General features: G+C 68.3%; 21 protein-coding genes. 14 read left to right on the plus strand and 7 right to left on the minus strand.

Features of this window, described 5'->3' with window-relative positions; all coding sequences use genetic code 11:
- Positions 1-43: 43 nt before the first annotated feature.
- From IW252_RS09580 to IW252_RS09590, 3 genes are read left to right on the plus strand one after another with little or no spacing between them, the layout of a single operon-like run.
- Positions 44-1,024 carry a FecCD family ABC transporter permease gene (locus IW252_RS09580; protein WP_331271504.1) on the plus strand — a complete coding sequence of 327 codons (981 nt, stop codon included), beginning with the start codon at positions 44-46 and terminating at the stop codon, positions 1,022-1,024.
- The gene (locus tag IW252_RS09585; RefSeq protein ID WP_331271505.1) at positions 1,021-2,022 is read left to right on the plus strand and encodes a FecCD family ABC transporter permease; all 1,002 of its coding nucleotides are present in this window, start codon (positions 1,021-1,023) and stop codon (positions 2,020-2,022) included. Before IW252_RS09580 ends, IW252_RS09585 begins: the two co-directional genes overlap by 4 nt.
- 31 nt (positions 2,023-2,053) lie before the next feature.
- Positions 2,054-2,635: a TetR/AcrR family transcriptional regulator gene (locus IW252_RS09590; RefSeq protein ID WP_196836350.1), complete on the plus strand. Its 582-nt coding sequence runs from the start codon at positions 2,054-2,056 to the stop codon at positions 2,633-2,635.
- On the opposite strand, the gene IW252_RS09595 is transcribed toward IW252_RS09590, so the two are convergent.
- Positions 2,574-3,038 (minus strand): hypothetical protein, encoded by a 465-nt coding sequence (locus tag IW252_RS09595; RefSeq protein ID WP_196836351.1) that lies wholly within the window; start codon positions 3,036-3,038, stop codon positions 2,574-2,576. The genes IW252_RS09590 and IW252_RS09595 overlap by 62 nt on opposite strands.
- 4 nt (positions 3,039-3,042) lie before the next feature.
- Positions 3,043-4,986 (minus strand): primary-amine oxidase, encoded by a 1,944-nt coding sequence (locus IW252_RS09600; protein ID WP_196836352.1) that lies wholly within the window; start codon positions 4,984-4,986, stop codon positions 3,043-3,045.
- Positions 4,987-5,149: 163 nt separating this feature from the next.
- Between IW252_RS09600 and IW252_RS09605 the strand changes: the two genes are divergently transcribed.
- From IW252_RS09605 to IW252_RS09645, 9 genes are all read left to right on the plus strand, one after another.
- A complete protein-coding gene (locus IW252_RS09605; RefSeq protein ID WP_196836353.1) occupies positions 5,150-5,740 on the plus strand; it encodes a TetR/AcrR family transcriptional regulator in 591 nt (196 codons plus the stop codon).
- A gap of 95 nt (positions 5,741-5,835) precedes the next feature.
- Entirely contained in the window at positions 5,836-6,768 is a 933-nt protein-coding gene (locus IW252_RS09610) for an AraC-like ligand-binding domain-containing protein (protein ID WP_196836354.1), read from the plus strand.
- A 117-nt stretch (positions 6,769-6,885) separates the two neighbouring features.
- Positions 6,886-8,340 carry an APC family permease gene (locus tag IW252_RS09615; RefSeq protein ID WP_196836355.1) on the plus strand — a complete coding sequence of 485 codons (1,455 nt, stop codon included), beginning with the start codon at positions 6,886-6,888 and terminating at the stop codon, positions 8,338-8,340.
- Between the two features lie 106 nt (positions 8,341-8,446).
- Positions 8,447-9,865, plus strand: coding sequence for an aldehyde dehydrogenase family protein (locus IW252_RS09620; RefSeq protein WP_196836356.1), 1,419 nt, complete (start codon positions 8,447-8,449; stop codon positions 9,863-9,865).
- An 85-nt stretch (positions 9,866-9,950) separates the two neighbouring features.
- Positions 9,951-10,379 carry an acyl-CoA thioesterase gene (locus IW252_RS09625; protein WP_196836357.1) on the plus strand — a complete coding sequence of 143 codons (429 nt, stop codon included), beginning with the start codon at positions 9,951-9,953 and terminating at the stop codon, positions 10,377-10,379.
- 109 nt (positions 10,380-10,488) lie between these two features.
- Positions 10,489-11,121, plus strand: a complete 633-nt coding sequence (locus IW252_RS09630; protein ID WP_231365981.1) for a TetR/AcrR family transcriptional regulator — start codon at positions 10,489-10,491, stop codon at positions 11,119-11,121.
- Between the two features lie 82 nt (positions 11,122-11,203).
- Positions 11,204-12,514, plus strand: coding sequence for an APC family permease (locus IW252_RS09635; RefSeq protein ID WP_196836358.1), 1,311 nt, complete (start codon positions 11,204-11,206; stop codon positions 12,512-12,514).
- Between the two features lie 25 nt (positions 12,515-12,539).
- Positions 12,540-12,944, plus strand: a complete 405-nt coding sequence (locus tag IW252_RS09640; RefSeq protein ID WP_196836359.1) for a LexA family protein — start codon at positions 12,540-12,542, stop codon at positions 12,942-12,944.
- Positions 12,941-14,290, plus strand: coding sequence for a Y-family DNA polymerase (locus IW252_RS09645; protein ID WP_196836360.1), 1,350 nt, complete (start codon positions 12,941-12,943; stop codon positions 14,288-14,290). The genes IW252_RS09640 and IW252_RS09645 overlap by 4 nt, the downstream gene beginning before the upstream one ends.
- A gap of 79 nt (positions 14,291-14,369) precedes the next feature.
- Here IW252_RS09645 and IW252_RS09650 read toward each other — a convergent pair whose 3' ends face one another.
- The 3 genes from IW252_RS09650 to IW252_RS09660 form a co-directional block, all read right to left on the minus strand.
- Positions 14,370-17,672, minus strand: coding sequence for a S8 family serine peptidase (locus IW252_RS09650; RefSeq protein WP_196836361.1), 3,303 nt, complete (start codon positions 17,670-17,672; stop codon positions 14,370-14,372).
- 148 nt (positions 17,673-17,820) lie between these two features.
- Complete coding sequence (locus tag IW252_RS09655) at positions 17,821-18,651, minus strand: hydroxymethylpyrimidine/phosphomethylpyrimidine kinase (RefSeq protein ID WP_408065770.1); 831 nt, start codon at positions 18,649-18,651, stop codon at positions 17,821-17,823.
- 1 nt (position 18,652) lies between these two features.
- On the minus strand, positions 18,653-19,318 hold the full coding sequence (locus IW252_RS09660) for a TetR/AcrR family transcriptional regulator (RefSeq protein WP_196836363.1): 666 nt from the start codon (positions 19,316-19,318) through the stop codon (positions 18,653-18,655).
- A gap of 260 nt (positions 19,319-19,578) precedes the next feature.
- On the opposite strand from IW252_RS09660, the gene IW252_RS09665 reads away from it, so the two are divergent.
- A complete protein-coding gene (locus IW252_RS09665; protein ID WP_196836364.1) occupies positions 19,579-20,256 on the plus strand; it encodes a queuosine precursor transporter in 678 nt (225 codons plus the stop codon).
- A gap of 234 nt (positions 20,257-20,490) precedes the next feature.
- Here the strand turns inward: IW252_RS09665 and IW252_RS09670 are convergent, their stop codons facing one another.
- Positions 20,491-23,163 carry a phosphoenolpyruvate carboxylase gene (locus IW252_RS09670; RefSeq protein WP_196836365.1) on the minus strand — a complete coding sequence of 891 codons (2,673 nt, stop codon included), beginning with the start codon at positions 23,161-23,163 and terminating at the stop codon, positions 20,491-20,493.
- A gap of 133 nt (positions 23,164-23,296) precedes the next feature.
- The gene (gene tgt / locus IW252_RS09675) at positions 23,297-24,664 is read right to left on the minus strand and encodes a tRNA guanosine(34) transglycosylase Tgt (RefSeq protein WP_196836366.1); all 1,368 of its coding nucleotides are present in this window, start codon (positions 24,662-24,664) and stop codon (positions 23,297-23,299) included.
- 125 nt (positions 24,665-24,789) lie between these two features.
- Between tgt and IW252_RS09680 the strand changes: the two genes are divergently transcribed.
- Positions 24,790-25,857 (plus strand): FUSC family protein, encoded by a 1,068-nt coding sequence (locus IW252_RS09680; RefSeq protein WP_231365982.1) that lies wholly within the window; start codon positions 24,790-24,792, stop codon positions 25,855-25,857.
- Positions 25,858-25,982 lie beyond the last annotated feature (125 nt).

Genomic DNA, 25,982 nt, shown 5'->3' on the forward strand with positions numbered 1-25,982 from the left:
TTCTCCACGGACCCATCCGGGTCTCCGACGCGCTGGGTGGGCGGTGGCTTTAGCCGCCGCCCTCGCGGTGTTGGCCCTCGCCTCGGTCGCCTTCGGCACCCGCGTGGTGGGCGTTGACGACGTCGTCGCCGGCCTGACGGGCTCCACCGAGGGCTTTGGCCCGGCGTCGGTGGCGAAGCGCGTACCGCGCACGGTGCTGGCCGCGCTCGCCGGTGCGGCCCTCGCCGTTTCCGGGGCCGTTATGCAGGGCGTGACGCGCAACCCCCTGGCAGATCCGGGGATCCTCGGCGTGAATATGGGCGCCGCGCTGGCCGTCGTCGTCGGCATCGCCTACTTCGGCCTCGCCTCCGCGACCTCCTACATCTGGGTGGCCATCGGCGGCGCCGCCGCGGCCGCCGCGCTGGTGTACGCCATCGCCTCGCTCGGCCCGTCGGGCTTCCACGCCAGCGCCGCGACGCCGCTGAAGCTCGCCCTGTCGGGAGCCGCCGTTTCCGCCGCCCTGGCCTCGTTCATCTCCGCCACCGTGCTGGGCCGTAACGACATCGCCTCCGGCGTGCGCTCGTGGCAGATCGGCGGGGTCGGCGGCGCGGACTTCGGCTCCATGGGCTCGCTCTTGCCGTTTCTGGCGATCGGTCTGGGGGTGGGCCTGCTGTCCGCGAAGGCCCTCAACTCGTTGGCCCTCGGTGACGACCTCGCGGCCGGTCTCGGCGAGTCCGTCGGCTTGGCTCGCGGGGTGGCCTCCGCCGCAGCGATCGTCCTCGCGGGCGCGACGACGGCGCTGACCGGCCCTATCGGGTTCGTCGGGCTGGTGATTCCCCACGTCATCCGATTAATTTCCGGGTCCGATCACCGGTGGTTGCTGCCGCTCTCCGCACTGGCCGGCGCGGTCCTCCTCGTCGCCGCGGACATCGCAGGCCGGGTTGTTGCGCGCCCGGCGGAGATCGACGTCGGGATCGTCACCGCCCTGATCGGCGCCCCGTTCTTTATCTACATTGTCCGGCGACAAAAGGTGCGTGAACTGTGAGTACCGCGTCCTCGCGGCGCCGCGCCGCGTCCGTCACCGCGGCGCTGGTGGCTGCCGTCGTCGTGCTGTATCTGGTGTCCCTCATGGTGGGCCGGACGTTCTATCCGCTCGGTGACGTGGTGCAGGTTGCCCTCGGGGCGGACGTCGACGGGGCCACGTTCACGGTGGGTCGCCTGCGCTTGCCGCGCGCGAGCCTAGCGTTGGCGGCGGGGGCCGCGTTCGGGCTGGCCGGCACCTGCTTCCAAACGCTGCTCCGCAACCCCCTGGCCAGCCCCGACGTGATCGGCATCAGCGCGGGCGCGTCGACGGCGGCCGTGCTCGGCATCGTGGTCTTCTCCCTGTCGGGCCCCGCCGTCTCCGGGCTGGCCGTGGTCTCGGCGCTGGCGGTGGCCGCCGCCATCTACGCACTCTCCCGCCGGGGCGGATCCGCCGGAACGAGGTTGATCCTCATCGGCATCGGCGTGGCGGCCATGGCGGAATCGCTCACCACGTACGTGCTCTCCAAGGCGGACGCATGGGACCTGCAGGAGGCCATGCGGTGGCTGACCGGAAGCCTCAACGGGGCCGGGTGGGAGCAGGTGCTCCCCGTTGCGGTGGCCCTCGGCGTGCTCGGGCCAATCCTTCTCGCCCAGTCGGCACCGCTGCGCATGATGTCCCTGGGCGATGACACGGCCGCGGGCCTCGGGGTGAACGTGACGAGGACTCGCCTGACGGTGGTGCTCTGCGCCGTGGGGCTCGTCGCGTTTGCCACGGCGGCCGCCGGGCCCATTGCGTTCGTCGCGTTCCTCGCGGGGCCGATCGCTAGCGGGCTGGTGGGCGCGGGGCGCTCCTTGCTCGTGCCGGCGGCGTTGGTCGGTGCCGTGCTGGTTTTAGGCGCTGACCTCGCGGGCCAGTACGCGTTCGCCTCGCGTTACCCGGTCGGCGTCATCACGGGTGTGCTCGGTGCGCCCTACCTCGTCTTCCTCATCATGCGTAGCAACCGCACCGGCGCATTCTGAGCAGTCCCCGGGCGCGGATAGAATATGCGGCATGCCAAATCCCTCCCTAGACGATGCTGCGCTCTTCGACGCCGTAGTCACGGTGGTGACTCGCCGTGGATTCGACGAATTAACGCTCAGCGACGTGGCCTCCGAGTCCGGCGTCGACGTGCGCACTCTGGCCCGGTCCTTCCCCACCAAGCAGGCCTTGGCCCGCGGTGCGTTTGCCCAAGTGTTCTCCCGCGTCAGCGATGAGCTGACCGTGGCGGTCGGTGAGCGCTATGGCATGGACGCCATTCAGGTCTTCATTCACACCCTGCTGCCGGATACCGCGGGCAAGGTCACCGCGGCGCACCTCTTGCTGCCGTTCTGGCAGCTGGCCCTGCACGACGACGATTTGGCCGCTGCCAGCAGCTCCGCCTCGGACACGTGGCGCCTGTTGCTGCGCACGTGGTTGCGCGAGGGCATGGCCGAAGGGGACATTCGGGCGGACGTTCCCGTGGACGCGGTCACGGAGATGGTGCTCAACTGGGTGGCCGGAACGCAGACCGCGGCCCTCGGTCAGGCTCGCTTCAACTCGGCTGACCAGCTGCGTTCGCAGGCCGAGGCGATGCTGGAACTGCTCCGCGGCTAACGTCCGGCGCGGCGCGGCGGAGCCTGCGCAAGGTGAAGCCGGCGGCGGCTGCCACCGCGAGTTCGACGGGGATGCTGGCCATCATGAGGTACATCGGCGCGGCCACGGGGCCGGCGCCGTGGGACATGCCGCCATGCTGGTGACCGTGCCCGCCGCCAGGGATCCCGAACAACAACAGGGCATGGACGACCACCATCGCGAGGGACATCACCTGCAGCTGAACGAGCTCGCGGCGGCAGGAGTCCCCACGGTGACGCCAGAGGCCGACGGCGCAGCGCGCGCACAGGGCGGTCATGATGACCAGCGCTCCCGCGGCCCAGAGCCCATGAGACGCGCCGTGCGCGGCGACCATCCATACATGGAGGGCCGCCGCACCCGCGGCGAGCAGCGCCGTCGTCCTCATCCGCTTAGTGGCAGCTGCTGGAATCGGTGTGGCAGGCGCCCGGCGTGGGGGCCGGCACGTCCAGCACGGGCGAGCGGTCGAAGAACCCGTCCGGCCGCAGCGTGAATCCTGCGGTGTCGACGGGCATGATCGGCCAATCCTCGACGCGGGGGTAGTGGGTCAGGCCGAAGCTGTGCCACAGGACCACGTCCTCGCCGTCCAACGAGCGATCCGCCTGAATCCACGCCGGGATGCCCGCGCCACCCGGGTGCTGGTTCACGAAGTCGCCAGTGGGGTAGCGCTCGTCCTCGGCGTAGCGGGTGACCCACAGGGCGTTGCGCGTAAACGCAGCGCGCTGGGCCACCGAGGACTCCGGGTCGGCCAGCAGCATCGGGTGACCCTGGGGGTGCAGCTTGAAGCCTACGGGCGCGCCCAGGCGGTTGGTGGACTCGGGGTTTTGCACGATCCAAGAGCGCCCCGTCTCCATGCTGGTCTGGCGCGCGGCCTCCGACTCGCGGGCTAGGACCGTGTGCCGACGCGTGAACGCGTTGCCGCGCGGGTTGGCCTCGCCCATCGGGACGCGCACCGCTTCCTCCTCCAGCACCCGCGAGGGGCCGTCGTCGAGCGCGAAGTCGAGGCGCGCGCCGAAGAGGTGCTGATGGAACGGGGCGCCCAAGCCGGGGGCCATCTCCGAGCTGTACGGGTACGGCTCGCCATCCTCGCCGGCCGGTGGCTGGGCGGAGGTGAAGACGATGCCGGTGGCCTTGGCCTCGAACTCGATGGTGCCGTCCAGGTAGAGGTACCAGTAGAAGCCGTAATCGTAGTTGCCCACGGTGGTGAAGAAGCTGATCACGAGGCGGCGGTTGCGGCGCGTGTAGGCGATGTTGCTCCACAGGTCCGCGTGCTTGGACAGGATGGACGCGTCTTCCTCGTGCATGCAGATGCCGTTGTGGATGGTGCGCGGATTGCCGAAGTTATCGACGATCACGGGGGAGAGGTAGGTGATCTCGCCGAGGCAGTCGCAGCCGAGTTCCAGCGAATTGGCGCAGGAGCCGATCAGGTATTCGCCGGTGTCAAAGTAGTTCTGCCAGTTGCGGACCGGGGACGGGTCGCCGTAGGGAACCACCATTTCCGCGATCGACGCGCGGTTCAGGATCTTGCGGCGCGTGGTGTCTCCGTCCGGCTTCTTGTCGTCGAAGGCGATGTTGTGCAGGACCAGGCCCTCGCGCATGTCGAACCCGATGTCGAGGCTCCACCGTTCCCACTCCACGTGGTTGCCGCCGGAGACCGTGAAGGACGGGCCCTCCGGCTGGGTGATGTTGATGGGCTTCTGCGTGGTGCGCAGTTCCCCCGTCAGGGAAGGGTCCGTGTAGTTGCCATGCTCAGCCGGAACCGGAACCACCTCGAAGTCCAGAATGCGTGCGGCCTTGCGGTTGGCGACGTCGACATAGGCCACCAGCCCGTCGATGGGGTGGGCCCACGCCGAATCGGCCTCGTGCTCCTGATAAAACGCCAGCCCACGCAGGGTGCGGGTGCCGCGTTCCTCCGGGTAGTCGTAGTACCCCGCGGAGAGCGGAGCGACCCGGACCTTGTCGAGGTCGAGGCCGCGCTTGGCAATGGCGGCCTGCCACTCGGGGTCTTCCACGAGGATGGCCTCGACGGCCTCGAACTCTTCCTCCATCACGGGCAACTCGCCCGTCTGGCTGGTGTCCAGCGTGGTGAGGGATTCGATCGTCCCGGTCGTGGCATTGATGGTCGCGTCGAACGGGGCGGCGCCCGCAGTGTCGAGCGCGAAGACGCGGAAGCGGCGGTCGAGGACCGTGTCCGTCGCGGTGCCGCGGGGCGGATCCAGCAGGCCAAGGTAGGCGATGCGGGAGTTCTCCCCGAGGTGCCCTGCCTCGGTCAGCGTGGCCGTGACGGAAGCGACCTCCTCGCTGGTTGGCAGGGCGTAGGCGGTGGGCTGGTTCATGGTGCTCCTTCCAGCGGGCGACACTGATGTGACGTGCCGCACGTTTATTTTCTCTTGACGTAGAGAATAATCTGGAGGTGAGCTAGAACACAAGAGGGCGGCGGAGAAAGTCGTGTGGCGTTGGCCGTCACAGCCGAGCCGAGACCGTGGATAGGATGACGCCATGCCGAAGATTGTGGATCACGACGCGCGCCGCGAGGAGATTGCGCGCGCCGCCTGCCGCGTCGTCGCCCGGCGCGGCCTGGATGGCCTGACGCTGCGGGACGTAGCGGCGGAAATCGGCTTCGCCAACGGGGCGCTCAAGCCGTATTTCCCGACGAAGGCTGCGCTGTCGGAGGCCGCCTTTCGGTACGTCTTCGGGCAGACGGAGCGGCGCGTCGCGGAGCGGACGCGCTCCCTGCGCGGGATTGAAGCGTTGCGGGTCTTCGCCGTCGAGGTGCTGCCGTTGGATGAGGTGAGGCTCGACGAGGCGCGCGTGGTCCTGCCGTTCTGGCAGCTGGCCATCCACGATCCGGCCCAGGCGGCGGTCAATGATCGCTCCATGGACGATTGGCGCACCTCGATGACGCGGTGGCTGGAGGAGGCCGTGGCGGACGGGGACGTCCCAGACTCGGCCCCGCTCGAGCCGGCCGTCGAGTCCCTGCTGAACTTCATGCTGGGCGCTCAGGTCACGGCCGTCTTGGACCCCGGGTACAACGGCCCACGTCAGTTGCGGGAGCAGCTCGAATTCCACCTGCAGAACCTCATGCGTTGACGCGGTCCCGGCGTGACATTGCGGCCGCGGAGGCCTACATTGGGGCCAAGCCGCCGGGCGTGAACTAGCTCACGCGGCGAATCCGAGGAAGTGTCATGTATCAAGTTCAGTACGCCGAAGATTTCTCCCAGTGGCGGCGCGTCGTCTCCAATTCGTTTGTTCCCCTCGAGGCCCAGCCGGTCGCCGAGGGCCCGTTCTCTGGACGAGTGGGTGGTGGCACGGTGTCCGATGTGGGGTTGATGCGCGTGAGCGCGTCCGCCCATCAGGTGCTGCGCACCCCTGAGCTGATTACCGGCACCGAGGGTGCGTACTACAAGCTCGGGGTGCAGATGTCCGGGCATGGGCTGCTTGCCCAGGATGGGCGGGAAACGGTCCTCGCCCCCGGCGACTTGGCCATCTATGACACCCAGCGCCCCTACACGCTGAGCTTCGAGGAGGACTTCTCCACGCTGGTGCTGATGTTCCCGCAGCACATGTTGGGGTTGTCGGCGGACGACGTCGCCGAGCTCACCGCGATCGGACTAGGTCCCGATCAGCGGATCGGCCGGGCCGTCTTGCCGTTCCTGCGGGAGATTGCGGACCTGTTGCCCACCATCGATGGGCCGATCGGGCATCGCTTGGCCATGAACACGGTGGACTTGCTCTCAACGTTGTTGGCCGATGAGATTGGGCGGCGCGGGGACGTCGCCGACCTCGACCGCGCGCGCCAGTTGCGCCGCATTCAGCACTTCATCGATTCGCAGCTCGCCGACCCCTCCCTGTCCCCGGGAGACGTGGCGGCGGCGCATTTCATGTCGACGCGCAGCCTCCACAAATTGTTCTCCGATTCGGGGGAGACGGTAGCGAGCTGGATCCGGTCCCGCCGCTTGGAGAATTGCCGGCGGGATCTGATCGACCCGCTGCGCTCTCACGTGCCCGTCGGGGTCATCGGCGCCCGGTGGGGGCTGCCGGATGCCGCGCACTTCAGCCGGGCGTTCCGCGCGGCCTATGGGTGCTCGCCGGCGCAGTACCGCAAGTCGCAGGCCTGAGTTGCGCGCCGTGGGCGCGCAATGACAAAAGCCGTTCACTCTACGGCTAGAGAATAAAAAGTGATGTGCCTCACTATAGTGGGGATTGGGGGGATTGCCCTCCCACTAGGAGGCACCATGGAACAAACAACTCAGGGAGCGCTGGGGCGGCGTCGTATTGGCGTGCCAGCACTCGTCTTTATGATCATCGCCGCGTCCGCGCCGCTGACCGTGGTCGGCGGCGGCGTGACCAGTAACTACGCCGTCACCGGGCTGCTGGGGATCCCGCTCTCATTCATCGTCCTGGGCATCGTCCTGCTGGTCTTTGCCATCGGTTACACCGCGATGAGCCGCCACGTGCACAACGCCGGCGCGTTCTACGCCTACGTGGCCCAGGGCCTTGGCGGCGGGGCAGGCGTCGGCGCGGCCTGGGTGGCGCTCATTGCCTACAACGCGCTGCAGATCGGCGTGTACGGCATGTTCGGCTTCGTGCTGTCCTCCTTCCTCGCGGGCACCTTCGGCCTGAGTATTCCGTGGTGGGTTTCAGCCTTGGCCGGCTGGGTCATCGTCGGCCTGCTCGGCATCAACAAGGTGGACCTGTCCGCCAAGGTGCTCGGCATCATCGTGGCCCTCGAGTTCCTCGTGGTCATTGTGTACGACGTCGTCGCCATCGGTGCCGCGCCTGAGGGCCTCACCACGGGCTCTATTGAGCCCAACTCGCTCTTCGCCGCCGGCGTCGGCGCCGCGCTCGTCTTCAGCATCGCCGCGTTCATGGGCTTTGAGTCAGGCGCCATCTACAACGAGGAGGTCAAGGACCCCCAGCGCACCGCCCGGCGGGCCACGCTGATCGCCATCGTGATCATCTCGCTGTTCTATGCGTTCTCGGCGTGGGCTATGGCCGTTGGTGAGGGCGACTCCCAGGTGATCGCCCGCTCGGCCGAGTTCGGCCCCGACCTGATGTTCGTCTTCCTCGAAGGGCGCGTCGGCCAGTGGTTCATCGTGCTGGGCAATCTGCTCTTCATCACCAGCGTCCTGGCCGCGCTGATCGCCTTCCACAACGTGATCGCCCGCTATCTGTTCGCCATGGGCCGAGAGGGCGTGTTGCCCAGGGCCCTGGCGGCGACCAACCGCGCGCAGGCTCCCGTTGCCGGTTCGCTCGTTCAGTCCGCTCTCGCCTTCGCGCTGATCGTGATCTTCGCGATTGCCGGGGCCGGCCACGAATCCGGGGCTCTGTTCCCCGTCATCACGCTCTTCACGTGGCTGACCAACACCGGGGCGTTCGGACTCGTCCTGCTGATGATGCTGACGTCCTTCTCCGTGATCGGGTTCTTCAAGAAGCGCGAGCACACCGAAAGCGCCTGGGTGGCGTCGATTGCCCCGTGGCTGTCCGGGATCGCTCTCGTGGCGCTGTTCATCCTCATCATCGTCAACTTCGGCGTCCTCATCGGCCTCGAGGAAGCCGGCCTCCTGTCCTGGCTGCTCCCGGCGATCGTGGTGGTCCCGGGCGTGCTGGCGGCCCTCTGGGGCCACTCGCTGCGCCGCAGCAAGCCGGAGGTCTACGCGCGGATCGGTGCGGGGGCGCCGATCGACTAACGTCCGCGTTCAGCGCCAAATGCCGCGCGCTGCAGCACAAGAGCAACCGCCCCTGGCTCGGGCACCCTTAGAGACAAGAGTCATCACACTCAGTGAGGAGAAAACCATGACTGCAACCTTCGCTTCCGCCGCTGACCTTTTGGCTGCGATCCAGCCGGCCGACGGCGGTCGAGACATCACGGACCCCGCCACCGGTGAGGTGGTGGGCCGCGCTCCGGAGCACACCGTCGAGGACCTCGAGGCCGCCATCGCCGCGGCCCGTGCGGCCCAGCCCGCGTGGGGCGCCCGCAGCCACGCGGACCGCAGCGCCGCGCTCAATGCGGCCGCCGATGCGATCGACGCCAACGCCGAGGCGCTCGCCGAGCTGCTCTCACGCGAGCAGGGCAAGCCGCTGAACGGCCCCAACGCCCGCTTTGAGGTCGGCGCGTGCTCCGCGTGGTTGCGCGCCACGGCGGCGTTCCCGATGGATCCGGAGGTCATGTTTGACGACGACGGCGGCCGTGCCGAGCTGCACTACCGCCCCATCGGCGTCGTCGGCGCCGTCGGCCCGTGGAACTGGCCGATGATGATCTCCATCTGGCAGATCGCCCCGTCCCTGCGCATGGGCAACACGGTGGTGCTTAAGCCGAGCGAGTACACCCCGCTGTCCGTGCTCGCCCTGGGCGCCGTGCTGAACTCGGTGCTGGAGAAGGATCTGCTTCACGTGGTCTCCGGCGGCCGCGACGTCGGCGCCGCGCTGACCTCCCACCCGGAGATCGACAAGGTGACCTTCACCGGATCCACCGCCACGGGCAAGGCCATCGCCAAGGCTTCCGCCGACTCCCTGAAGCGGTTGACGCTGGAGCTCGGCGGCAACGACGCCGGCATCGTTCTGCCGGATGTGGACGCCAAGGCCATCGCCGAGGACCTGTTCTGGGGTGCCTTCATCAACACGGGCCAGACGTGCGCGGCCCTCAAGCGCCTCTACGTCCACGAGGACGTCTACGACGACGTGTGCGCGGCGCTGACCGAGGTGGCTCAGGCCATGCCGATGGGCGTCGGCCTGAGCGAGGATAACGTCCTCGGCCCGCTGCAGAACAAGGCGCAGTACGACATCGTGGCCCGCCTGGTCCAGGAGGCGAAGGACTCCGGTGCCCGCGTGCTCGTCGGTGGAAATCCGGATGAGTCCGCGGCCGGCTACTTCTACCCGTCCACGCTCGTGGCGGACATCGACAACGACAACCCGCTGGTGGCCGAGGAGCAGTTCGGCCCCGCGCTGCCGATCATCAAGTACTCCAACGTGGATGAGGCCATCGAGATGGCCAACGGCGTCGACGTCGGCCTGGGCGGCTCCGTGTGGAGCTCGGACCGCGACCGCGCGGTGGAGGTCGCCGCTCGGATCGAGGCCGGCACCGTGTGGATCAACAAGCACGGCGCTATCGACCCGCGCATGCCGTTCGGCGGCATCAAGCAGTCCGGCTACGGCGTCGAGTTCGGCGTCGAGGGCCTGAAGCACCTCGGCGTTCCGCAGGTCATCAACTACTAACCAGCCTGCGCCGCTCGCGCCGCCGCCCGGAGTCGCTCCGGGCGGCGGCGCGCGTTTAACCCCCGGCACCGCCTAGGATGCGAGCATGAGCTTCACTGACATCACGCTCCAGCTGCGGTGGTCCGATCAGGACGCCAACGGGCACCTGAACAACGCGCGCGTGGTGACCCTCATGGAGGAGTCTCGGGTGCGCTTCATCCGGGCCGTGCCGGCACTGGAGACCTTCCGCGGTGGTGGCGGCGCCGTCGTCGCGAACCTGACGGTGGACTACCTGGCCCAAGGCCACTACACCCCGGAGATCACGGTGCGGGTGGGCGTCGAGCGGATCGGCACTAAGTCCTTCACTGTGCGCCACGTGGGCGTTCAGGAGGTGCGCGGCACCAGCGTCACGGTGTTCGACGGCGCCACCGTCGTGGTGCCGCTGGGTGAGGATGGCCGGAGCGCCCGGGCGCTCCTGGACACCGAGCGCCAGGCCCTCGCGGTGTTTGGCGTGGAGCCGCGCCCGGGCCGGTAGGGGAAAATCTCAGCCTTTTGGGCGACGCTTCCTCGGGGTCCGGGTGCGTAGGGTGTCCCGTATGCGAGGTAATTCTGGGGCGCTTCCGATGCATCAGCGGAGGCGTGAGTTGGGGGAACTGTCGCGGCACGCGATTCTTGACGCGGCCGCTCGGCTGATGGCGGAGCGCGGCTATGACGCGACGTCGATCGCCGTGTTGTCGGCCGAGACGTCGTTGCCGTCCAGTTCCATTTATTGGCATTTTGGGTCCAAGGAGGGCGTGCTGGCGGCCGTCCTAGAGCGCGGAGCGGAGCGCTTCTTCGCCGCGTGCGCGGAGCTTGCTGACACCGGCGGCGGATCCGATCCGAGTGAGACGATTATCGCCGCCATGGGTGATCTGGGGCGGTGGCTGCTCGCGGGCGGGGAACATAGCCGCTTTGTGCAATTGCAGCTGCGGTTCATGATGAACCGGGAGCAACTCGGCGACCAGGCCCGTGCGTTGGTTGATCAAAACCGCCGCGCGGCGCTCGACGTGCTGAGCCACGCCATTGCGCATGCCTACCGGGCCCACGGGGACGTCGAGACGCAGCGCATCGGGGCGGAAACCGCGCCGTTTGGCATGGCGGTGCTCGACGGCGTTTTCCTCACTGCCTCGACGCATGCGGACGCGAGCCAACAAGCCTCGCTCCTACGGGACGCTGGGCACGCGATTGCTGCCGCCGCGGCCCGCGTGGCGGCACAGCAGGACGCGGTGACGGCCTGACGTCGCGGGGCCTTGCCGAGGCGTTGAGTCGGGCGTAAGACTAGGGGCTTCACGCGGAACGTACTCGTGCGGAGGCAACACCATGGCGGAGGCGGAGACAACAGAACAGGGCGCGGACGGGAGCAAGCTGTCGCTGACCGGCTCCGTCGCGCTCGGTACGGGCGTCATGATCGGCGCCGGGATCTTCGCCCTCGTGGGGCAGGTCGCTGAGATCGCCGGCGAGCTGCTCATCTGGGCCTTTGTGGTGGCCGCCGTGGTGGTGGCCTTTAGCTCGTACTCCTATATCCGCTATTCGGCCACGAACCCGTCCTCGGGCGGGATTGCCATGCTGCTGAAGTCGGCCTTTGGGCCCGGCGTCGTCGCCGGGTCCTTCACGCTGTTCATGTACGTGACGATGATCTTGGCGGAGTCCCTGCTGGGGCGCACCTTTGCAACGTACGTGCTGCGGCCCTTCGGGCTGGAGGGTTCGCCGTTCTGGGTTCCCGCCCTCGCCGTGCTCGCCATCGCTGCCGGAGCGCTCATCAATCTGGTGGGCAACCGGTGGGTGGAGCGAACGGCCACGGCGGCCGCCGTTGTGAAGATTCTCGGCATCGCGGCCCTCGCCGTGGCAGGGCTGATCGTGGCCGGGAGCGTGCAACCGGCCGTGTCGGCGGCCCCGGCGGAGGAGGGGTGGGTTCAGTCCATGGGGGCGCTCTTGGCCGGGGCCACGTTATGTATTTTGGCGTACAAGGGATTCACGACCATCACGAATCAGGGCGCGGACCTCCGCGAACCGGAGCGCAATATCGGCCGGTCCATCATGATCTCCATCATCCTGTGTGCAGTGCTGTACGTGCTCATCACGCTCGCGGTCCGGGCCAGCTTGAGCCTGCCGGAGATCGTCCAGGCGCGGGATTATGCCCTCGCCGAGGCGGCCGAACCGCTCTTCGGCCCGTGGGGCGTGCGCCTCACCGTGCTCGTCGCCGTCGTGGCGACCCTCTCCGGGCTGACGGCCAGCCTCTTTGCGGTCTCCAAGCTCTACTCGATGCTGCGGGAGATGGGGCAGGTCCCGGGGCTCCCGGGCCGCGTGGACCATCAATCACTCATCATCACGGCGTCCTTGGCGATCCTGGCGGCGGCCTTTTTTGATCTGTCCCGTATCGCGGCGCTGGGAGCCATGCTGTATGTGGCGATGGACATCGCGGTGCATGTCGGCGTGCTGCGGATGCGCCAGGACTTGGCGGCCCGAGCTTGGGTGCCTTGCGTTGCTATCGCGCTGGACGTGGCCGTGCTGGTCCCGTTTCTGCTGTTCCAACTCGCCCGGGACCCGCTGACCGTGGCCATCACTGGGGCTGTCGCGGCCGTCATTTTCGGGGCGCAGTGGGTCACGGTGAAGCGCCGGGACGCGCTATAGTTGAATCGAATATTCGTTCGATTCTATGGGGGTGTCTGTGGCAGCAGAGTCCTCGCCGTTGCGTCCGCGCCCGGCCACCGGTTTCGCCTCCCCGGCGGGCGACTATTATGACGGCGGCATTGACCTGAATCGGCACCTCATCGCGGATCGAACTAGCACGTTTGTTATGCGGGTCACGGGCCGTTCGATGGCCGGGGCTGGCATCGATGACGGGGACGAGCTCATCGTGGAACGCGCCCGGTCCCCGCGGGATCGCAGCGTCGTGGTCGTGGTGCATGACGGCGAGCTGGTGGTGCGCCGCTTGGCCCTCACTCCGGACGGCCCCGTCTTGTGGACCGAGCCGCGGCCACCGGAGCTGCCAGCCAGCACGCACGTTGGAGGCGAGCTGGAGGTGTGGGGCGTGGCCACCCGGAGCCTGCACCGCTTATGATCTGGACTGCAGCCTCCACCACCGCCGGGGATGGGACCCGCTACGCGTTGGTCGACGTCAACAACTTCTACGTCTCCTGCGAGCGCGTCTTCGATCCCTCACTGCACGGCCGCCCCGTCGTCGTCCTGTCCAATAATGACGGCTGTGTCGTCGCGCGCAGCGCCGAAGCCAAGGCCCTCGGGATCCGGACCGGCACGCCCTGGTTCCAGCTGGCGCCGGACGCAGACCGCCACGGGTTGGCTGCGCGCTCCAGTAATTACGAGCTCTACGGGGACATGTCCGCGCGCGTCATGGAGGTCATCGGCTCCCACGGTGCATGGCAGGAGGTCTACTCGATCGACGAGTCCTTCCTCGGCCTGCCCGCAGCGAGCGAGGCCGAGCTCCTTCGCGTTGCCCGGGCGGTCCGCGCCGATGTGGCCCGCCGTGTGGGGGTCCCGGTCTGCGTGGGCGTGGCGCCCACCAAAACCCTTGCCAAGTTCGCCAACCACATCGCCAAGCGCAACGATCATTTGGCCGGTGTGTGCTCGCTGGGTTCGTTGCCCGTGCACGACGCCGCCGCGCTCGCCGAACGCTTGCCGGCCACCGAGGTCTGGGGCGTCGGCAGCAAGACGGGGCATAAGCTCGCGGGGATGGGCATCCAGACGGTCGCTGACCTCGCGGCGGCCGATCCGCTCCGGCTGCGCAAGAAGTTCTCCGTGGTCCTGCAGCGCACGGCGTTGGAACTGCGGGGCACGCCCTGCATCCCGCCGATCGACGAGCGGGCCGATGCCCACCAGATCATGTTCTCCCGCTCCTTCGCCACACCGGTGGAGTCCGCGGCGCAGATGCGGGATGTGCTCACGGTGTACGGACAGTCGGCGGCTTCCCGGCTCGCCGCCCGCGGACTCGTGGCGGAGGTCGTGGGCGCCTTCGCCGGGACCAGCCGTTTCGCCTCCGGGGAGGCGTCCCACCCCTCGGTCGCCATCCCGCTTGAGTCCCCGACGGCGGACCCGATTACCATCGTGCGCGCGGCGGCCGGCCTGCTGACCCGCCTCGCGCCGGAGGCCCGCTACTCGCGCGCCGGCGTCGTGCTCTCCGGACTCAGCCCGGCCGGCTCTATCCGCCAAGACGAGCTGGACCTGTTCGGGCAGCCGGAGGCCGCGGCACCGGGCGGTGCTTCCGCCGACGTCCGGCCGGAGCAAGACGTCAGCACGGTGCTCTCCAGCGTGAAATCGCGTTTTGGCAAGTCAGCCATCGGGCTGGGCGCCGGTGGTGTCCACCGCCAGGCAGCGTGGAGTATGAAACGCGAGTACTCGTCCCCGCGCTACACCACCGACTGGGCGGATCTGCCCGTCGTGAAGGCCTAGTAGCGCGGGCACTTTAAAAGCCGCGGCCGGGCCCGGCTGGTTTCCCAGCTGAACCCGGCCGCCGCCGTCGCACCCCGAATTACTTCAGGGTGACCACCTCGGCGCGCTCGCCGGAGGCGTTGTGGTGATGCAGCAGCAGGGCGTCCGCCACAGGCTTGGCCTTGCCCTTGCCGTTCTTCCCCTTGCCCTCGGTGACCGCGTGGGCCTCGAGTGCGGTGCCCGGCTGGTCGGCAAACATCAGGCCGTCCCCGGCGCCGGAGAACCAGACGTCCGGGTTCACCGGGTTGTAGCCGATCCAATCGGTCGAGTCGACCGGGATGATGTTTCCGGCGTCGTCGGTGTTGTAGTAGCTGTACGTCAACACGCGGTAGGAGATCTCCTGATCGCCGTCGATGCCCAGCGCGGCCAGTGACACCGGCAGGGTCGCGACGTTGGAGTCGAACAGGTTGGTGTCCGTGCCCAGCAGGACATTTACGCCCCACGCGTCCACACTCTGCCCCGTGGACAGGTCCACGGTGGAGGCGAGGTCTAGGTCCACGCCGTCGAATCGGCTGGTGTAGGTCACGAAGTCGGCGGTGCCGTCCTGATCCACGTCGAACTCCACGTCGATCTCCACGCCGCCGGCTAGGTGCGCCCAGTCGTTGTGGGTGGCCACACCGATGTTCAGCAGGCCGTCCGCTGCGCCGACGCTCGGTGCGTCGGACGCCGCGCCCACGTAGGCGAGGTCCATCTCCGCCGTGGCCGGGGTGGAGGTATCCGCCAGCTCGTCGCTGGTGGCGCCGAGTTCAAACGCGGAGACCAGGGAGGTGACGTTCTCGCTGCCCTCGCCGGCGTCTACGCCGCGCCCGGTCAGGTTGATGGTGCCCGTGCCGTCGGTGACCTTGGACTTCTTCCGGTCCGCGCTCATGTCCGCCGTCGGCTTGGGAGCCGCTTGGACGGGCACGCGCAGGGTCGGGGCGTCAGCGTTCTCCAGCACGATGCGCCCCGTCGCGTCCGCCACCCACTGGCGCGGCAGGCCGGACTGCGTGGCCTCGAGCGTCGGGTCCATGGTCTTCGCGAACTCGGCCGGATCCACTGTCAGGGTCACCTCAAACTCGGCGGTGCCGCCGGCCGGGACGGTGACGGTGTCCGCGCTCAGGGTGTACGTCGCGCCCTGGATGGACGACGACGCCGCGTAGGAGACGTCGTACGTCATCTCGGCGTCGGACTGGTTCTGCACCGTGACGGACTTCGTCGCCGTGTAGGTGTCCGTGCCCAGCTCGATGACGCCGAAGACGACGCTGGTCAGGTCCGCCGCGTCGGTGGCGTAGGCGATGGCCGGGGTGTTCAGTGCGGCGTCGCCGATCACGCGGCCGGAGCCGACGCGGTTGGGTCCGAACGCCTCACCGTTGGCGGCCATCACGTCCGCCGTGGCGGTGTTCATCACGCGGGACTTGACCTCGCTGGCCGAGTATTCGCCGGAACCGTAGACCAGGGCGGCTAGGCCGGCGACGTGCGGGGTGGCCATCGAGGTGCCGGACATGACGGCCGTCCCGTTGCCGGTGGCCACACCCACAGAACCAATCAGCGTGCCCGGGGCGGCGACGTCGGGCTTCACAATGCCATCGCTGCCGTGCACTCCACGTGACGAGCTGGAGTTCAGGGTGTCGAGGGCCCCGGACTCGGCCTTCGTGGAGCCGATGAGCTCCGGCGAGAGGCGGACCTGCAGGGTGCCGGCCTCAGCGTCGGGGCGCAGGGCGTCCGAGTAGGTCTGGTTGAACTGAATGCCCGGGATCTCCGCGTTGCCGGCGATGCCGGCGTCGAACACGAGCCGCGGCGAGTCGAGGATCACGCCGGCGCCGCCAGCGTCCGCGATGTTGCCAAAGCGCTGCGCGGAACCGCACGGGAACGCGCCGTCTTCCTCCCACTGGATCCAGACCCAGCTGCCGCCGAGGTCCGTGCCGTCCGGCCAGGCGTCACAGCCGAACCGATTGTCGGCCGGGGCCATCGTCACCGTTCCGGTGAGTTCCTCTTCGGTCGCCGTCTGGTAGTCGTAGTTGACCGAGTACTGGCCGGCGGCCCGGCCCGCGGAGGCCTCGGGCGCCAAGATGTCCGCGCCGTCCAGCGTCGTCGTCGACCCCACGGAGTTGGCCACGGTCAGCGCGGACGCTGCGTTACCGGGGGAGCCGCCGACGTTGGTGACGTCAGAGGCGTTGCCGGAGGCGATCACGGACAGAATGCCGAGCTCGGTCAGGGCGTCGACGATGTCATTCTCCGGATCGTCCACGGGGGAGTGATCGGAGCCTAGGGACATGTTGACCACGTCCGCGCGGTCGGAGAAGTCGCCGTCGCCGTTCGGGTCAAGTACGTAGTCGAGGGCTTGGCCGACGACGGCGGAGGAACCCTCACAGCCGAACACGCGAATGCCCACGACCTCGGCAAGCGGCGCCGTGCCCGGGCCGACCTTCATGGCCGCAACCTGTTCAGCGGTCAGAGAGGAGTAATCCCCGGTGAAGGTGGTGCCGTCCGGGTTGACGCCGTAACCGGCGGCCGTGCCGGCCACGTGCGAGCCGTGCCCGGCCGTGGCGCAATCGAGCGGGTTCGGGTCCGGGTTCGGGACTGGCTGGTAGGAGTCAGCGTCGGGATCAGCGTTGTAGTCATCGCCAGTGAGGTCCCAGCCGCCAATGAACTTGGCGGGATCGATCAATCCGGAGTCAGCGCTGGGCAGTTCGGTCGAGGCCTGCGCCTGATCGTAAGCCTCGCGGGTTCCCGGGCCGCCGAAGGAAGCGTGGGTGTAGTCGACACCCGTGTCCAACACGGCAATGGTCACGTCTTCGCCGGTGGCGCCGAGGTCCTGCCACGCATTCAGCGCGCGCGTGTCAATCACGGCCCCGGAGTTGGACGGCGTCTTGGGGTTGATGGCGCTGACCTTGACGACGTCGTCCCGCTGCGCCAGCGTGCGCAGCTTCTTGGCGTTGCCGCGCAGGGCCACGCCCGGCAGCGCGTTGGTGGTCTCGTAGATCACCTGGGCGGAGGCCTGCGCCGCGGCGGACTTGCCCTGAGCCTTGATCTTCTTCCGGAGTTCCTTGACCTCTTTGTCCTTCTTGACCGGCTTGCCCTGGCCCCGGGTGACACTGTCCGGCTGCGTGGCCGCATAGGCGCCCTCGCCTTCAAACTGAACATAAACAGAAACCTCGCCCTGGGCGTGGGCGAGGGTTTCGGAAATCTTGAGGTTCGTATCGGCCAGCGATTCTGAGCTGTAGGCGGTAGCGAGGGGGTCGGACGACGTCGTCGCTCCCGCCGGCAGTGCCGCGGTTGCGGCGAGTGCCAAGCCGGCCGACGTCGCCACGACGGCCCGAGCCAGCCGCGGCCGGTTCGCTCCAGATCGGTGCGAGGTAGTCATGCTGCTCCTTGAGTTCCACGAAGAGAACGCGCGAGTGCTGCGTCCCACGGAGTCAGCCTAAGTGAGGTTCGTCACTTGTCAAGGAGTTGTTAAATAATTGCGGGCGTGACGTTTGACGTCACGCCCGCGCCTCACGGCGGGAAAGTCTCTACTTTCCGCCCTGCCACAAGGCATCGAACGGTGCTGCAGAGGCGACGCGGTGGCGGATCCCCTCCGTCACAAACTCCTTCGCCGTGCGGGCGGCCTCCAGCGGGGTGGCCCCCTTGGCGAGCTCGGCCGTCACGGCGGCGGCGAGCGAGCAGCCGGCGCCGGAAACGGCGACCTCACCGATCTTCTCGGCACGCAGCACCTCGAGCGTTTCGCCGTCGTAAAACACGTCGATGGCCTCGCTGCCCGCGAGGCGCACGCCGCCCTTGGCCAACACGGCCGCGCCGGAGGCCTCGTGGATGGACTTGGCGGCCTCGATCAGTGAGGCCTCGTCCGTGATGGTCAGGCCGGAGAGCTGCTCCGCTTCAAAGTGATTGGGGGTGACGAAGGTGGCCAGCGGCAGCAGGTTCGCCTTGAGGGCCTGATCCGTGTCCAGCGCGTGGCCCGGCTCCTGGCCCTTGCAGATCAGCACCGGATCCAGCACCACGTTCTTCCACGCCTGGCCCTTCAGCGCGGTGGCCACCGTGTCAATCGTGGCGGGCGAACCCATCATGCCGAGCTTGACCGTCTCCAGCTGGCCCTCGTAGCAGGTCTGTGTGGCCTCCAGCTGGTCGGCGATCACGTGGGGCTCCACCGGGACAAAGCGGTGGTTCCAGTTGTCCTGGGGGTCAAAGGAGACGATGCAGGTCAGCGCCACGATCCCGTAGGTGCCGAGCTGCTGGAAGGTTTTCAGGTCCGCCTGCGCTCCCGCGCCGCCGGTGGCCTCGGAGCCGGCGATCGTCAGGGTGATGGCGGGGGCAGGTGCGTGCGCAGTGGAAGTCATGCGTGCCATTTTAGGCCGCGCGTCGGGTCCCTGTCTCCGCGGAGCTGGCGCGTGGAGAGGCCTCCGCAGCCGTGGCCCGGGTGATGGTCAGTAACTCGTCGGCCAGGCGGCGCACCACGGGGAGCCGGGCGAGCACCGTGGCCCGCGCGGCAAACGGCGCGAGGCGAGCGATCAGGGCCCGCGTTCGGGCGTCGTCGTCCGTATCGTCGTGGGCCCACAAGGTGAGCACGGCCCGGGTGGCGAGGGCCAAGAGTTCCGGCAGGTCCTGGCGGATCGGCCGTGGCGGGTGTGGGCTCGCCGCGGCGACGGTGTGCGCCATGGCCAGCCGAATGCTGGCCGGCAGCGGTGCGCCCATCAGGGCCCGTCCGCAGCTGGAGTACGGGGAGAGCGCCTCGAGAAGTGACTCCCACGCGGTGCGCAATTGGTGCTCTAGTGCATTGCCCGGCGTGAGTTCAGAGGGCAGGGCGGCGGCGTAGTCGGCCAGGATGCTCGCGATCGCGGCTCGGGTGAGTTCTTCCTTGGACTCGAAGTAGTAGTAGGCGGCCCCCAGCGCCACCCCGCTTTCCTCTGCAATGGCGCGCACGGTGGTCCCCGCAAAGCCGCGTTCGCGCAGAAGCTTTAAGGCTGCACTGATGAGCTGGGCGCGGGTGCGGGCGGATTTGGGGGTCGCGGACACGCGATTCTCCTTGAGATGACGGGGCTATAGCCCAGTGTACTCATTTTTGAACATGTTCAAGAAAACGAGGTCCGGTGCGGGCGTTCGGTGCGGGTGCCAGGCGTAGGTCTCAGGCGCGGGGTTCAGCGCGGGTGTCCTCCACGATGGTTCGGCGCGGTGGGACGGCAGTCGACGGCCCGTGGGAGAATGGCACGGTCAGTGCTAATACAGCCGGCCGCCGGTGTGGCCAGGCGAACCACTACAGAATTGAGTTCCCTCTCATGGCCCCGCACTCCGCCGTGCCCGCTGCCGCCAAGACCGGCAGCCCGTACTTCTCCACCGTCCTCGCCCTCATGGCGATCGTGGTGGTTCTGTCCAATATCGGCGCCACCAAGGGCGTCGAGTTCGGCCCGATCGTGACCGACGGCGGGTTCTTCCTCTTCCCGCTGGCCTACATCCTCGGGGACGTGGTGTCCGAGGTTTACGGGTTCAAGGCCGCTCGGCGCGCGATCATCACGACGTTCGCGCTCTCCGTGTTCACCACGCTGTGCTTTTGGGTCATCATCGCCCTGCCGGGGGCCTCGTGGTACGAGGGGCAGGATGCGCTCGCGGCCACGCTGGGGCCGGTGTGGCAGATCGTCGCCGCGTCGCTCCTCGGCTTTGCGGTGGGGCAGTTGTTGAACTCCTATGTTCTGGTGCGCATGAAGGCGCGCTTCGGTGAGCGCGCGCTGATCGGCCGCCTGCTGGGCTCCACCGGCGTTGGCGAGTTCGCGGACACGCTGATCTTTTGCTCCATCGCGGCCGGCGTGATTGGCATTACGGACGCGGGAACATTCATCAACTACGTGGTGGTGGGCTTCCTCTACAAAACGGCGGTGGAGGTCCTCTTTGTCCCGGTCACTACGGCCGTGATCGCTTGGTTCAAGCGGCGGGAGCCCACTTACGCTGTCGCCGACTGAGCCGCATCATTTCGCCCCGTTCTTGAGGCGTCCCGACTCTGGAGGCGCGTCCGTGAACGTCTCTGACTAGGCATGATGCGATTAGGTACTGGTGATGCGGCCGCGAGAACGGGGCCAAATGACTAGCCGCCGCGCACAGCTGTAGCCGCCACCTTAAACGGCGCGGCGCCGACACCCGAGTTGGGTGCCGGCGCCGCGCCGTCCGTGCCCGTAGGCGAGGCGAGCGGAGAGGTTTTAGCCGGTGTTCTGCAGTCCGGCGGCCACGCCCTTGAGGGTGATGAGCAGCAGGTTGCGCTGATCGGTCAGCTCCTGCTCACCGAGCTCGGCGTCCGAGCGCAGGGCCTTCAGCGCGCGCAACTGCAGCAGCGAGAGCGCGTCGACGTATGGGTTGCGCAGCTGCACGGCGCGTCCCAGTACGCGGCGGCCCTCCAGCAGGCGCTCCTGGCCGGTGATGGCCAAGACCCATTTGCTGGTGAGGTCCAGCTCCTCCAACACCAAGGCGGCGAGGTCCTCGCGGTCGCCCAGGGCCAAGTAGCGCTCGGCGATGCGGCGGTCCGTCTTGGCCAAGGACATCTCGATGTTGTCGATCAGCGCCCGGAACAGGGGCCACTGGCTGTAGGCCTCGCCCAGCGTGTCCAGGTCGTTCACCGCCTCCAGCGCCGAGCCGAGTCCGTACCAGCCGGTCAGGTTGATTCGGGCCTGACCCCAGGCGAAGTTCCACGGGATGGCGCGCAGGTCCTCGAGCGACTCGACGGAGAGGCCCCGCTTGGCCGGGCGTGATCCGAGCGCCAGCAGGCCGACCTCATCCTGCGGGGTGACCTGAGCGAACCAGGGCGCGAAACCGTCGGCGCCCACGAGGCCGTCAAAGCGCTCGCGGCTCACGGCGTCCATCCGCTCGGCCAGCGGGGCAAAGCGCTCGGCGGCCCCGGCGTTGCGCTGCTCGATCGAGGGGGCCGAGGCCATGAGCGTCGCCGCGGCGACCTGCTCGATGTGGCGCAGGCCAATCTCCGGGTTGCCATACCGGGCGGAGATGACCTCGCCCTGTTCGGTGACCTTGAAGCGCAGGTCCACCGAGTGCGGCGGCTGCGCCAGGATCGCACGGTTGGCCGGTCCGCCACCGCGGCCGAGGGCGCCGCCACGGCCGTGGAACTGCGTCAGGACAATGTTGTTCTCCTGTGCCCACGCGGAGATCCGCTCCTGCGCCTCGTACAGCGCGAGCGTCGCGGCCACGGGCCCGACGTCCTTGGCCGAGTCCGAGTAGCCGAGCATGACCTCCATGCGGCGGCCCGTCTCCTCGAGGCGCTTCTGCACGGCCGGGTGATCTAGCATTTCCGCCAAGATGCCCGGGGCGTTCTGCAGATCCTCGTACGTTTCAAAGAGCGGGATGACATCCAGCACCGGCGCATTGTCCGGACCGCCCAGCGCGTGCTCGGCCAGCTCATACACATCGGCGAGGTTCTGGGCGGAACGGGTGAAGGAGACGATGTAGCGGCGGGCGGCGCCGACGCCATAACGCTGCTGCACCGAGGCGATCGCGCGGAAGGTCTCCAGCACTTCCTCGCCCGGCACGGCCATCTTCTCGACGGATTCCGGGTCCTTCAGCCACTGCAGCGTCTGCGCGTGCACCTTGGAGTGCTGGCGGACCTCGAGCTCGGCCAAGTGGAAGCCGAACGTCTGGACCTGCCAGATCACGTCCTGCACGTCGCCGTACGCGGCGCGCTTGACGCCGGCCGCCACGAGGGAGTCCTGCACCACGGTCAGGTCGGCGATGAGTTCCTCCGGCTCGCCATAAGCGAGGTCGGCGTCGCGAGTGCGGGTCGCGGCGATGCGACCGGCGATCGCCAGCATGACCTGGCGGTGCGGTTCGCGCGGCGAGTGGGCCGCGGCCGCGTCCGTCAGTTCCTCCGAGAGCTGCCGGAGCCGGGACCACAGGGCGGTCAGGTCAGCCGACGGCGTCGCGAAGCGGTCGTCCAGCGTGAGGGCGGAACCGACCGTCCGGGTCCGGTGTTCGAGCTCGGTCAGCACGCGCTCGGCAGCCTGCCCGACGGCGGCGCGAGTCACGGACGCGGTGACGTTCGGGTTGCCGTCGCGGTCGCCACCGATCCAGGAGCCCATCCGAATGAAGGCCGGAGCCTTCGGCGCGGCGGTGCCGCGGGCATCGCCCTGCAGCCAGTCGTCCATCCGTCGGTAGGCCTCGACGAAGACCTTGGAGAAGGACGAATCGAAGACGTTCAGCGCCGTGCGGACCTCGTCCAGCGGGCTCGGGGCGGAGACACGCAGCTGGGCGGTGCGCCACATCGTGTCGATCTCCTCGAGCATGCCGCGCTCGTTCTTGGCCAGCGCCCCGCTGCCCAGACGCGGGTCATTGCGCTCTTCCAGCAGGTCGGAGAGCCGGCGCAGCGAGGAGGCAACGGCGTTGCGGCGCGCCTCAGTCGGGTGAGCCGTCAGGACGGGGTGGAAGCGCAAGTCCGCCAGCCGGCGTCGTGCCTCCTCCTCGCCGACTTCGGCGGCGAGGTGGTTGAACGCGGACGCCACGGAATCGGCAGGGGCCTGCTGCTCCAGCGGGACGGAGCCATCGCGGGCACGCAGCGTGCGGATGCGGTGCTGCTCCTCCGCCAGATTCGAGAGCAGGAAATAGCAGGTGAACGCCCGGGCCACTTCCTTGGCGCGCTCCGGCGAGAACGAGTCCACGAGGGCCTCCGCCTCGGCGAGCTTGGCGCCACTGGGATCCTCCACCGCGGCGATGTTCAGCGCGCGCAGTTGTTCGACGTCCTCCAGCAGGCCGGCGGAGCCGTATTCGGTGAGGACGCGGCCGAGCAGACCGCCGAGGAGGGACACATCCTGCCGCATCTCATCGGGGATCTCGTGCGAGGCGGCGGCGCGGGTGTGCTCAGGTGCCTGGGGCATGCGAATCTCCTTGATCGGGTGTGATCGCGACCCCATCGTCACGCTGAATGGAACATCACGCTACCAACAATCCACCGCGGATGGTGTTTTGGATTACGTGCCCGACGTCGGCCAGCACGCGCCGTTCGGCCGGTTAGGCCGGGGCGCCGGGGCCCTGCGGGTCCGCTTGCTTCGCGTAGTAGTCGGCCAGGACGCTCGCCTTGAGCTCCGCAAACGTGCCCGCCTCGATCGCCTCGCGCGCCGAGTCGACCAGGCGCACCACAAAGCGCTCGTTGTGGATGGAAATCAGCGTGTGGCTGAGCATTTCCTTGGCCTTGTAGAGGTGGTGGATGTAGGCGCGGGTGTAGTGGGTGCAGGTGTAGCAGTCGCAGCCCTCTTGCAGCGGCGTGAAGTCCAGCTTGTAGCGCTGCCCGGAGAGGTTGAAGCGCCCAAAGCGGGTGTAGAACGCCGAGTTGCGGGCCACGCGGGTCGGGGAGACGCAGTCGAAGGTATCCGCGCCGTTCTCGATGGCCGTGAAGATGTCGTCCGGCTCGGAAATCCCCAGCAGGTGGCGGGGCTTGTCCTCGGGGAGTTCTTCGGCGCACCAGCCGACGATGGTTCCCAGATTCTTCTTCTCGAGGGCGCCGCCGATGCCGAAGCCGTCGAAGGGCATCTGCGCCAGATCCCGGCAGGCCTTGCGCCGCAGGTCCTCGTATTGCGCGCCCTGAATCACGCCAAACAGTGCCTGGTATTCCTTGTGAGCCCGCTCGTCGGTGAGGCGGAAATGCTCCGTGATGCAGCGTTCGGCCCACGTCCGGGTCCGCTCCAGCGACTCCTCCTGGTAGCCGCGGGAGTTGTGCAGTGTGGTGAGCTCGTCGAAGGCGAACATGACGTCGGCGCCGATCCGGTGCTGCACGCCCATGGAGATCTCCGGGCTGAACCGGTGCACGTCGCCGTTGAGGTGGGACTTGAACCACACGCCGTCGTCGTCCACGTTGGCGAGCCGCTCCTTGCCGGGCGCGACGGCGTCGTCATCGCCGGACGAGTCGGCCGCCTTCATGTCGATCACCTTCTTGAACCCCGAGCCGAGGCTCATCACCTGAAATCCGCCCGAATCGGTGAAGGTGGGCCCGGGCCAGTTCATGAATTGTCCGAGCCCGCCGGCGGCGTCGAGCACGTCCGAACCCGGCTGGAGGTACAGGTGGTAGGCGTTGGCCAGGACCGCTTGCGCGCCGAAGTCAGCCACGGCCTCCGGTGTGACGGCCTTGACGGTGGCCTTGGTGCCCACGGCAATGAAGGCCGGCGTCTTGATCTGGCCGTGCGGGGTGTGGATGACGCCGGTGCGGCCCTTGCTGCCCGGCATCCGCGTACCCACCGTGAAACCGAACTCGCTCTGGCGGGGGTGCGACGTCGGCACGTCCGCGCTCGGCGGGGTCGGCGCGGGCGTCTGCGTCGCGTCCGCCGTGTGTAGCGGGGCAGGGCTCGGTGGGGCGGAATCGCTGGGTGCGGGGCGTGACGTCATGCCCACTAGTTTGCCTTACCGGGCGGACGGCGCGGAGCCTCGGGCTGCGTGGAGCGGGCGTCGCGCTGTTCACATTTCTGGCCCGGGGCAGCACGCGGTGGGGGCCGAGCGGGTACAAAGGGAACATGGATGACCCGCTGCACTGGAAAAAGCTCTTCACGTTGGGGCCTGCCCAGCGGGATCACCGGGCAGCGTTGCGGGCCAGCTGCGGGGTCTTCCTGCCGCTGCTGGTGCTACTCAGCCTGGACCGCATCGACTTGGCGTTGTTCGCCGTGTTTGCCGCGTTCACCAATATCTACGGCCGCGGCCCCAGCTTCGCGCTGCGGTGGCGGGCCCAGCTGCGTGGCGGCGGGTTGATGTGGTTGGTCATGGTGGCGGCCGTCGCGACACAGGCGTTCCTCGAGGCCGGGACGGAGGCCGGCCGGTGGGCCGTCATCGGGGTCACGACGCTGATCTCCGGGACGTGCGCGTTGGCTGTGGGGTGGCTGCGCATTCGGCCCGCCGGGTCCCTGTTCCACATCTTCGCGTTTGCCGCGATCGCCACGCTGCCGGCGAGCATCAATCCGGTGGAGGCGCTGACGACGGCGACGGCGACCTTCCTGCTGGGGCTGGGCATTGGCCAATTCGGCCGGTGGTGGCAGCGCCCGGCGCACCGGGAGCGGGCGGTGGCGCAGCCGAAGCCCTTTGCGCAAGCGATGGCACCGGGGGAGTGGCGCGCGCTCTGGGGTCAGGCGCTGGGCCACCTCGTGGCGGCCGGTCTTGCCGGAGCGATCGCGCAGATTCTGCAGCCGGCGCTGGGCCTTGAGCACACCTATTGGGCGATGGTGGCCGCCGTCGTGCCACTGGTGGGGCACACCACTCGGGATGCCGTGGCGCGGGGTATCCACCGTGTCCTCGGCACGGCCGTGGGGCTGGTGGTGATGGCGCTCGTGATCTGGGCCGAGCCGCCGCTCTGGGCGCTGGTGCTGATTATTGGTCTCTTCCAGTTCGGCACGGAGATGCTGGTGATCCGCAACTACTTCTGGGCCCAGGTGTGCATCACCCCGCTCGCGCTGATCGGCGTCTCGCTGAGCCGGGACCCAACCGCGGGGTTGCTCTATGACCGGATCGTGGAAACAGTCATCGGGGCCGTCATCGGGATCGTGGTGGTGCTGATCAGCTCGCGCCGGGTCCGCTCCGCGCTCGGGTGGTAGCGCCGGGTCGATAGGCATGGGTCGTCAAAAACTGCGCGCCCTGCCCTTGGGTCGTGCCAAAAGGTGCTTAGATCGGCACATTCGAGCATTTTTCGACGACCCATTCGCGGGGCCTCGCGTTTTCG

It is taken from the genome of Zhihengliuella flava, assembly GCF_015751895.1.
Taxonomy (GTDB): domain Bacteria; phylum Actinomycetota; class Actinomycetes; order Actinomycetales; family Micrococcaceae; genus Zhihengliuella; species Zhihengliuella flava.

Excerpts from the sequence above, each read along its gene's own strand:
- IW252_RS09590 (WP_196836350.1), top strand. The coding sequence starts at position 2,054 with ATGCCAAATCCCTCCCTAGACGATGCTGCGCTCTTCGACGCCGTAGTC.
- IW252_RS09595 (WP_196836351.1), bottom strand. The coding sequence starts at position 3,038 with ATGAGGACGACGGCGCTGCTCGCCGCGGGTGCGGCGGCCCTCCATGTA.
- IW252_RS09600 (WP_196836352.1), bottom strand. The coding sequence starts at position 4,986 with ATGAACCAGCCCACCGCCTACGCCCTGCCAACCAGCGAGGAGGTCGCT.
- IW252_RS09605 (WP_196836353.1), top strand. The coding sequence starts at position 5,150 with ATGCCGAAGATTGTGGATCACGACGCGCGCCGCGAGGAGATTGCGCGC.
- IW252_RS09610 (WP_196836354.1), top strand. The coding sequence starts at position 5,836 with ATGTATCAAGTTCAGTACGCCGAAGATTTCTCCCAGTGGCGGCGCGTC.
- IW252_RS09615 (WP_196836355.1), top strand. The coding sequence starts at position 6,886 with ATGGAACAAACAACTCAGGGAGCGCTGGGGCGGCGTCGTATTGGCGTG.
- IW252_RS09620 (WP_196836356.1), top strand. The coding sequence starts at position 8,447 with ATGACTGCAACCTTCGCTTCCGCCGCTGACCTTTTGGCTGCGATCCAG.
- IW252_RS09625 (WP_196836357.1), top strand. The coding sequence starts at position 9,951 with ATGAGCTTCACTGACATCACGCTCCAGCTGCGGTGGTCCGATCAGGAC.
- IW252_RS09635 (WP_196836358.1), top strand. The coding sequence starts at position 11,204 with ATGGCGGAGGCGGAGACAACAGAACAGGGCGCGGACGGGAGCAAGCTG.
- IW252_RS09640 (WP_196836359.1), top strand. The coding sequence starts at position 12,540 with ATGGGGGTGTCTGTGGCAGCAGAGTCCTCGCCGTTGCGTCCGCGCCCG.
- IW252_RS09645 (WP_196836360.1), top strand. The coding sequence starts at position 12,941 with ATGATCTGGACTGCAGCCTCCACCACCGCCGGGGATGGGACCCGCTAC.
- IW252_RS09650 (WP_196836361.1), bottom strand. The coding sequence starts at position 17,672 with ATGACTACCTCGCACCGATCTGGAGCGAACCGGCCGCGGCTGGCTCGG.
- IW252_RS09655 (WP_408065770.1), bottom strand. The coding sequence starts at position 18,651 with ATGGCACGCATGACTTCCACTGCGCACGCACCTGCCCCCGCCATCACC.
- IW252_RS09665 (WP_196836364.1), top strand. The coding sequence starts at position 19,579 with ATGGCCCCGCACTCCGCCGTGCCCGCTGCCGCCAAGACCGGCAGCCCG.
- IW252_RS09670 (WP_196836365.1), bottom strand. The coding sequence starts at position 23,163 with ATGCCCCAGGCACCTGAGCACACCCGCGCCGCCGCCTCGCACGAGATC.
- tgt (WP_196836366.1), bottom strand. The coding sequence starts at position 24,664 with ATGACGTCACGCCCCGCACCCAGCGATTCCGCCCCACCGAGCCCTGCC.
- IW252_RS09680 (WP_231365982.1), top strand. The coding sequence starts at position 24,790 with ATGGATGACCCGCTGCACTGGAAAAAGCTCTTCACGTTGGGGCCTGCC.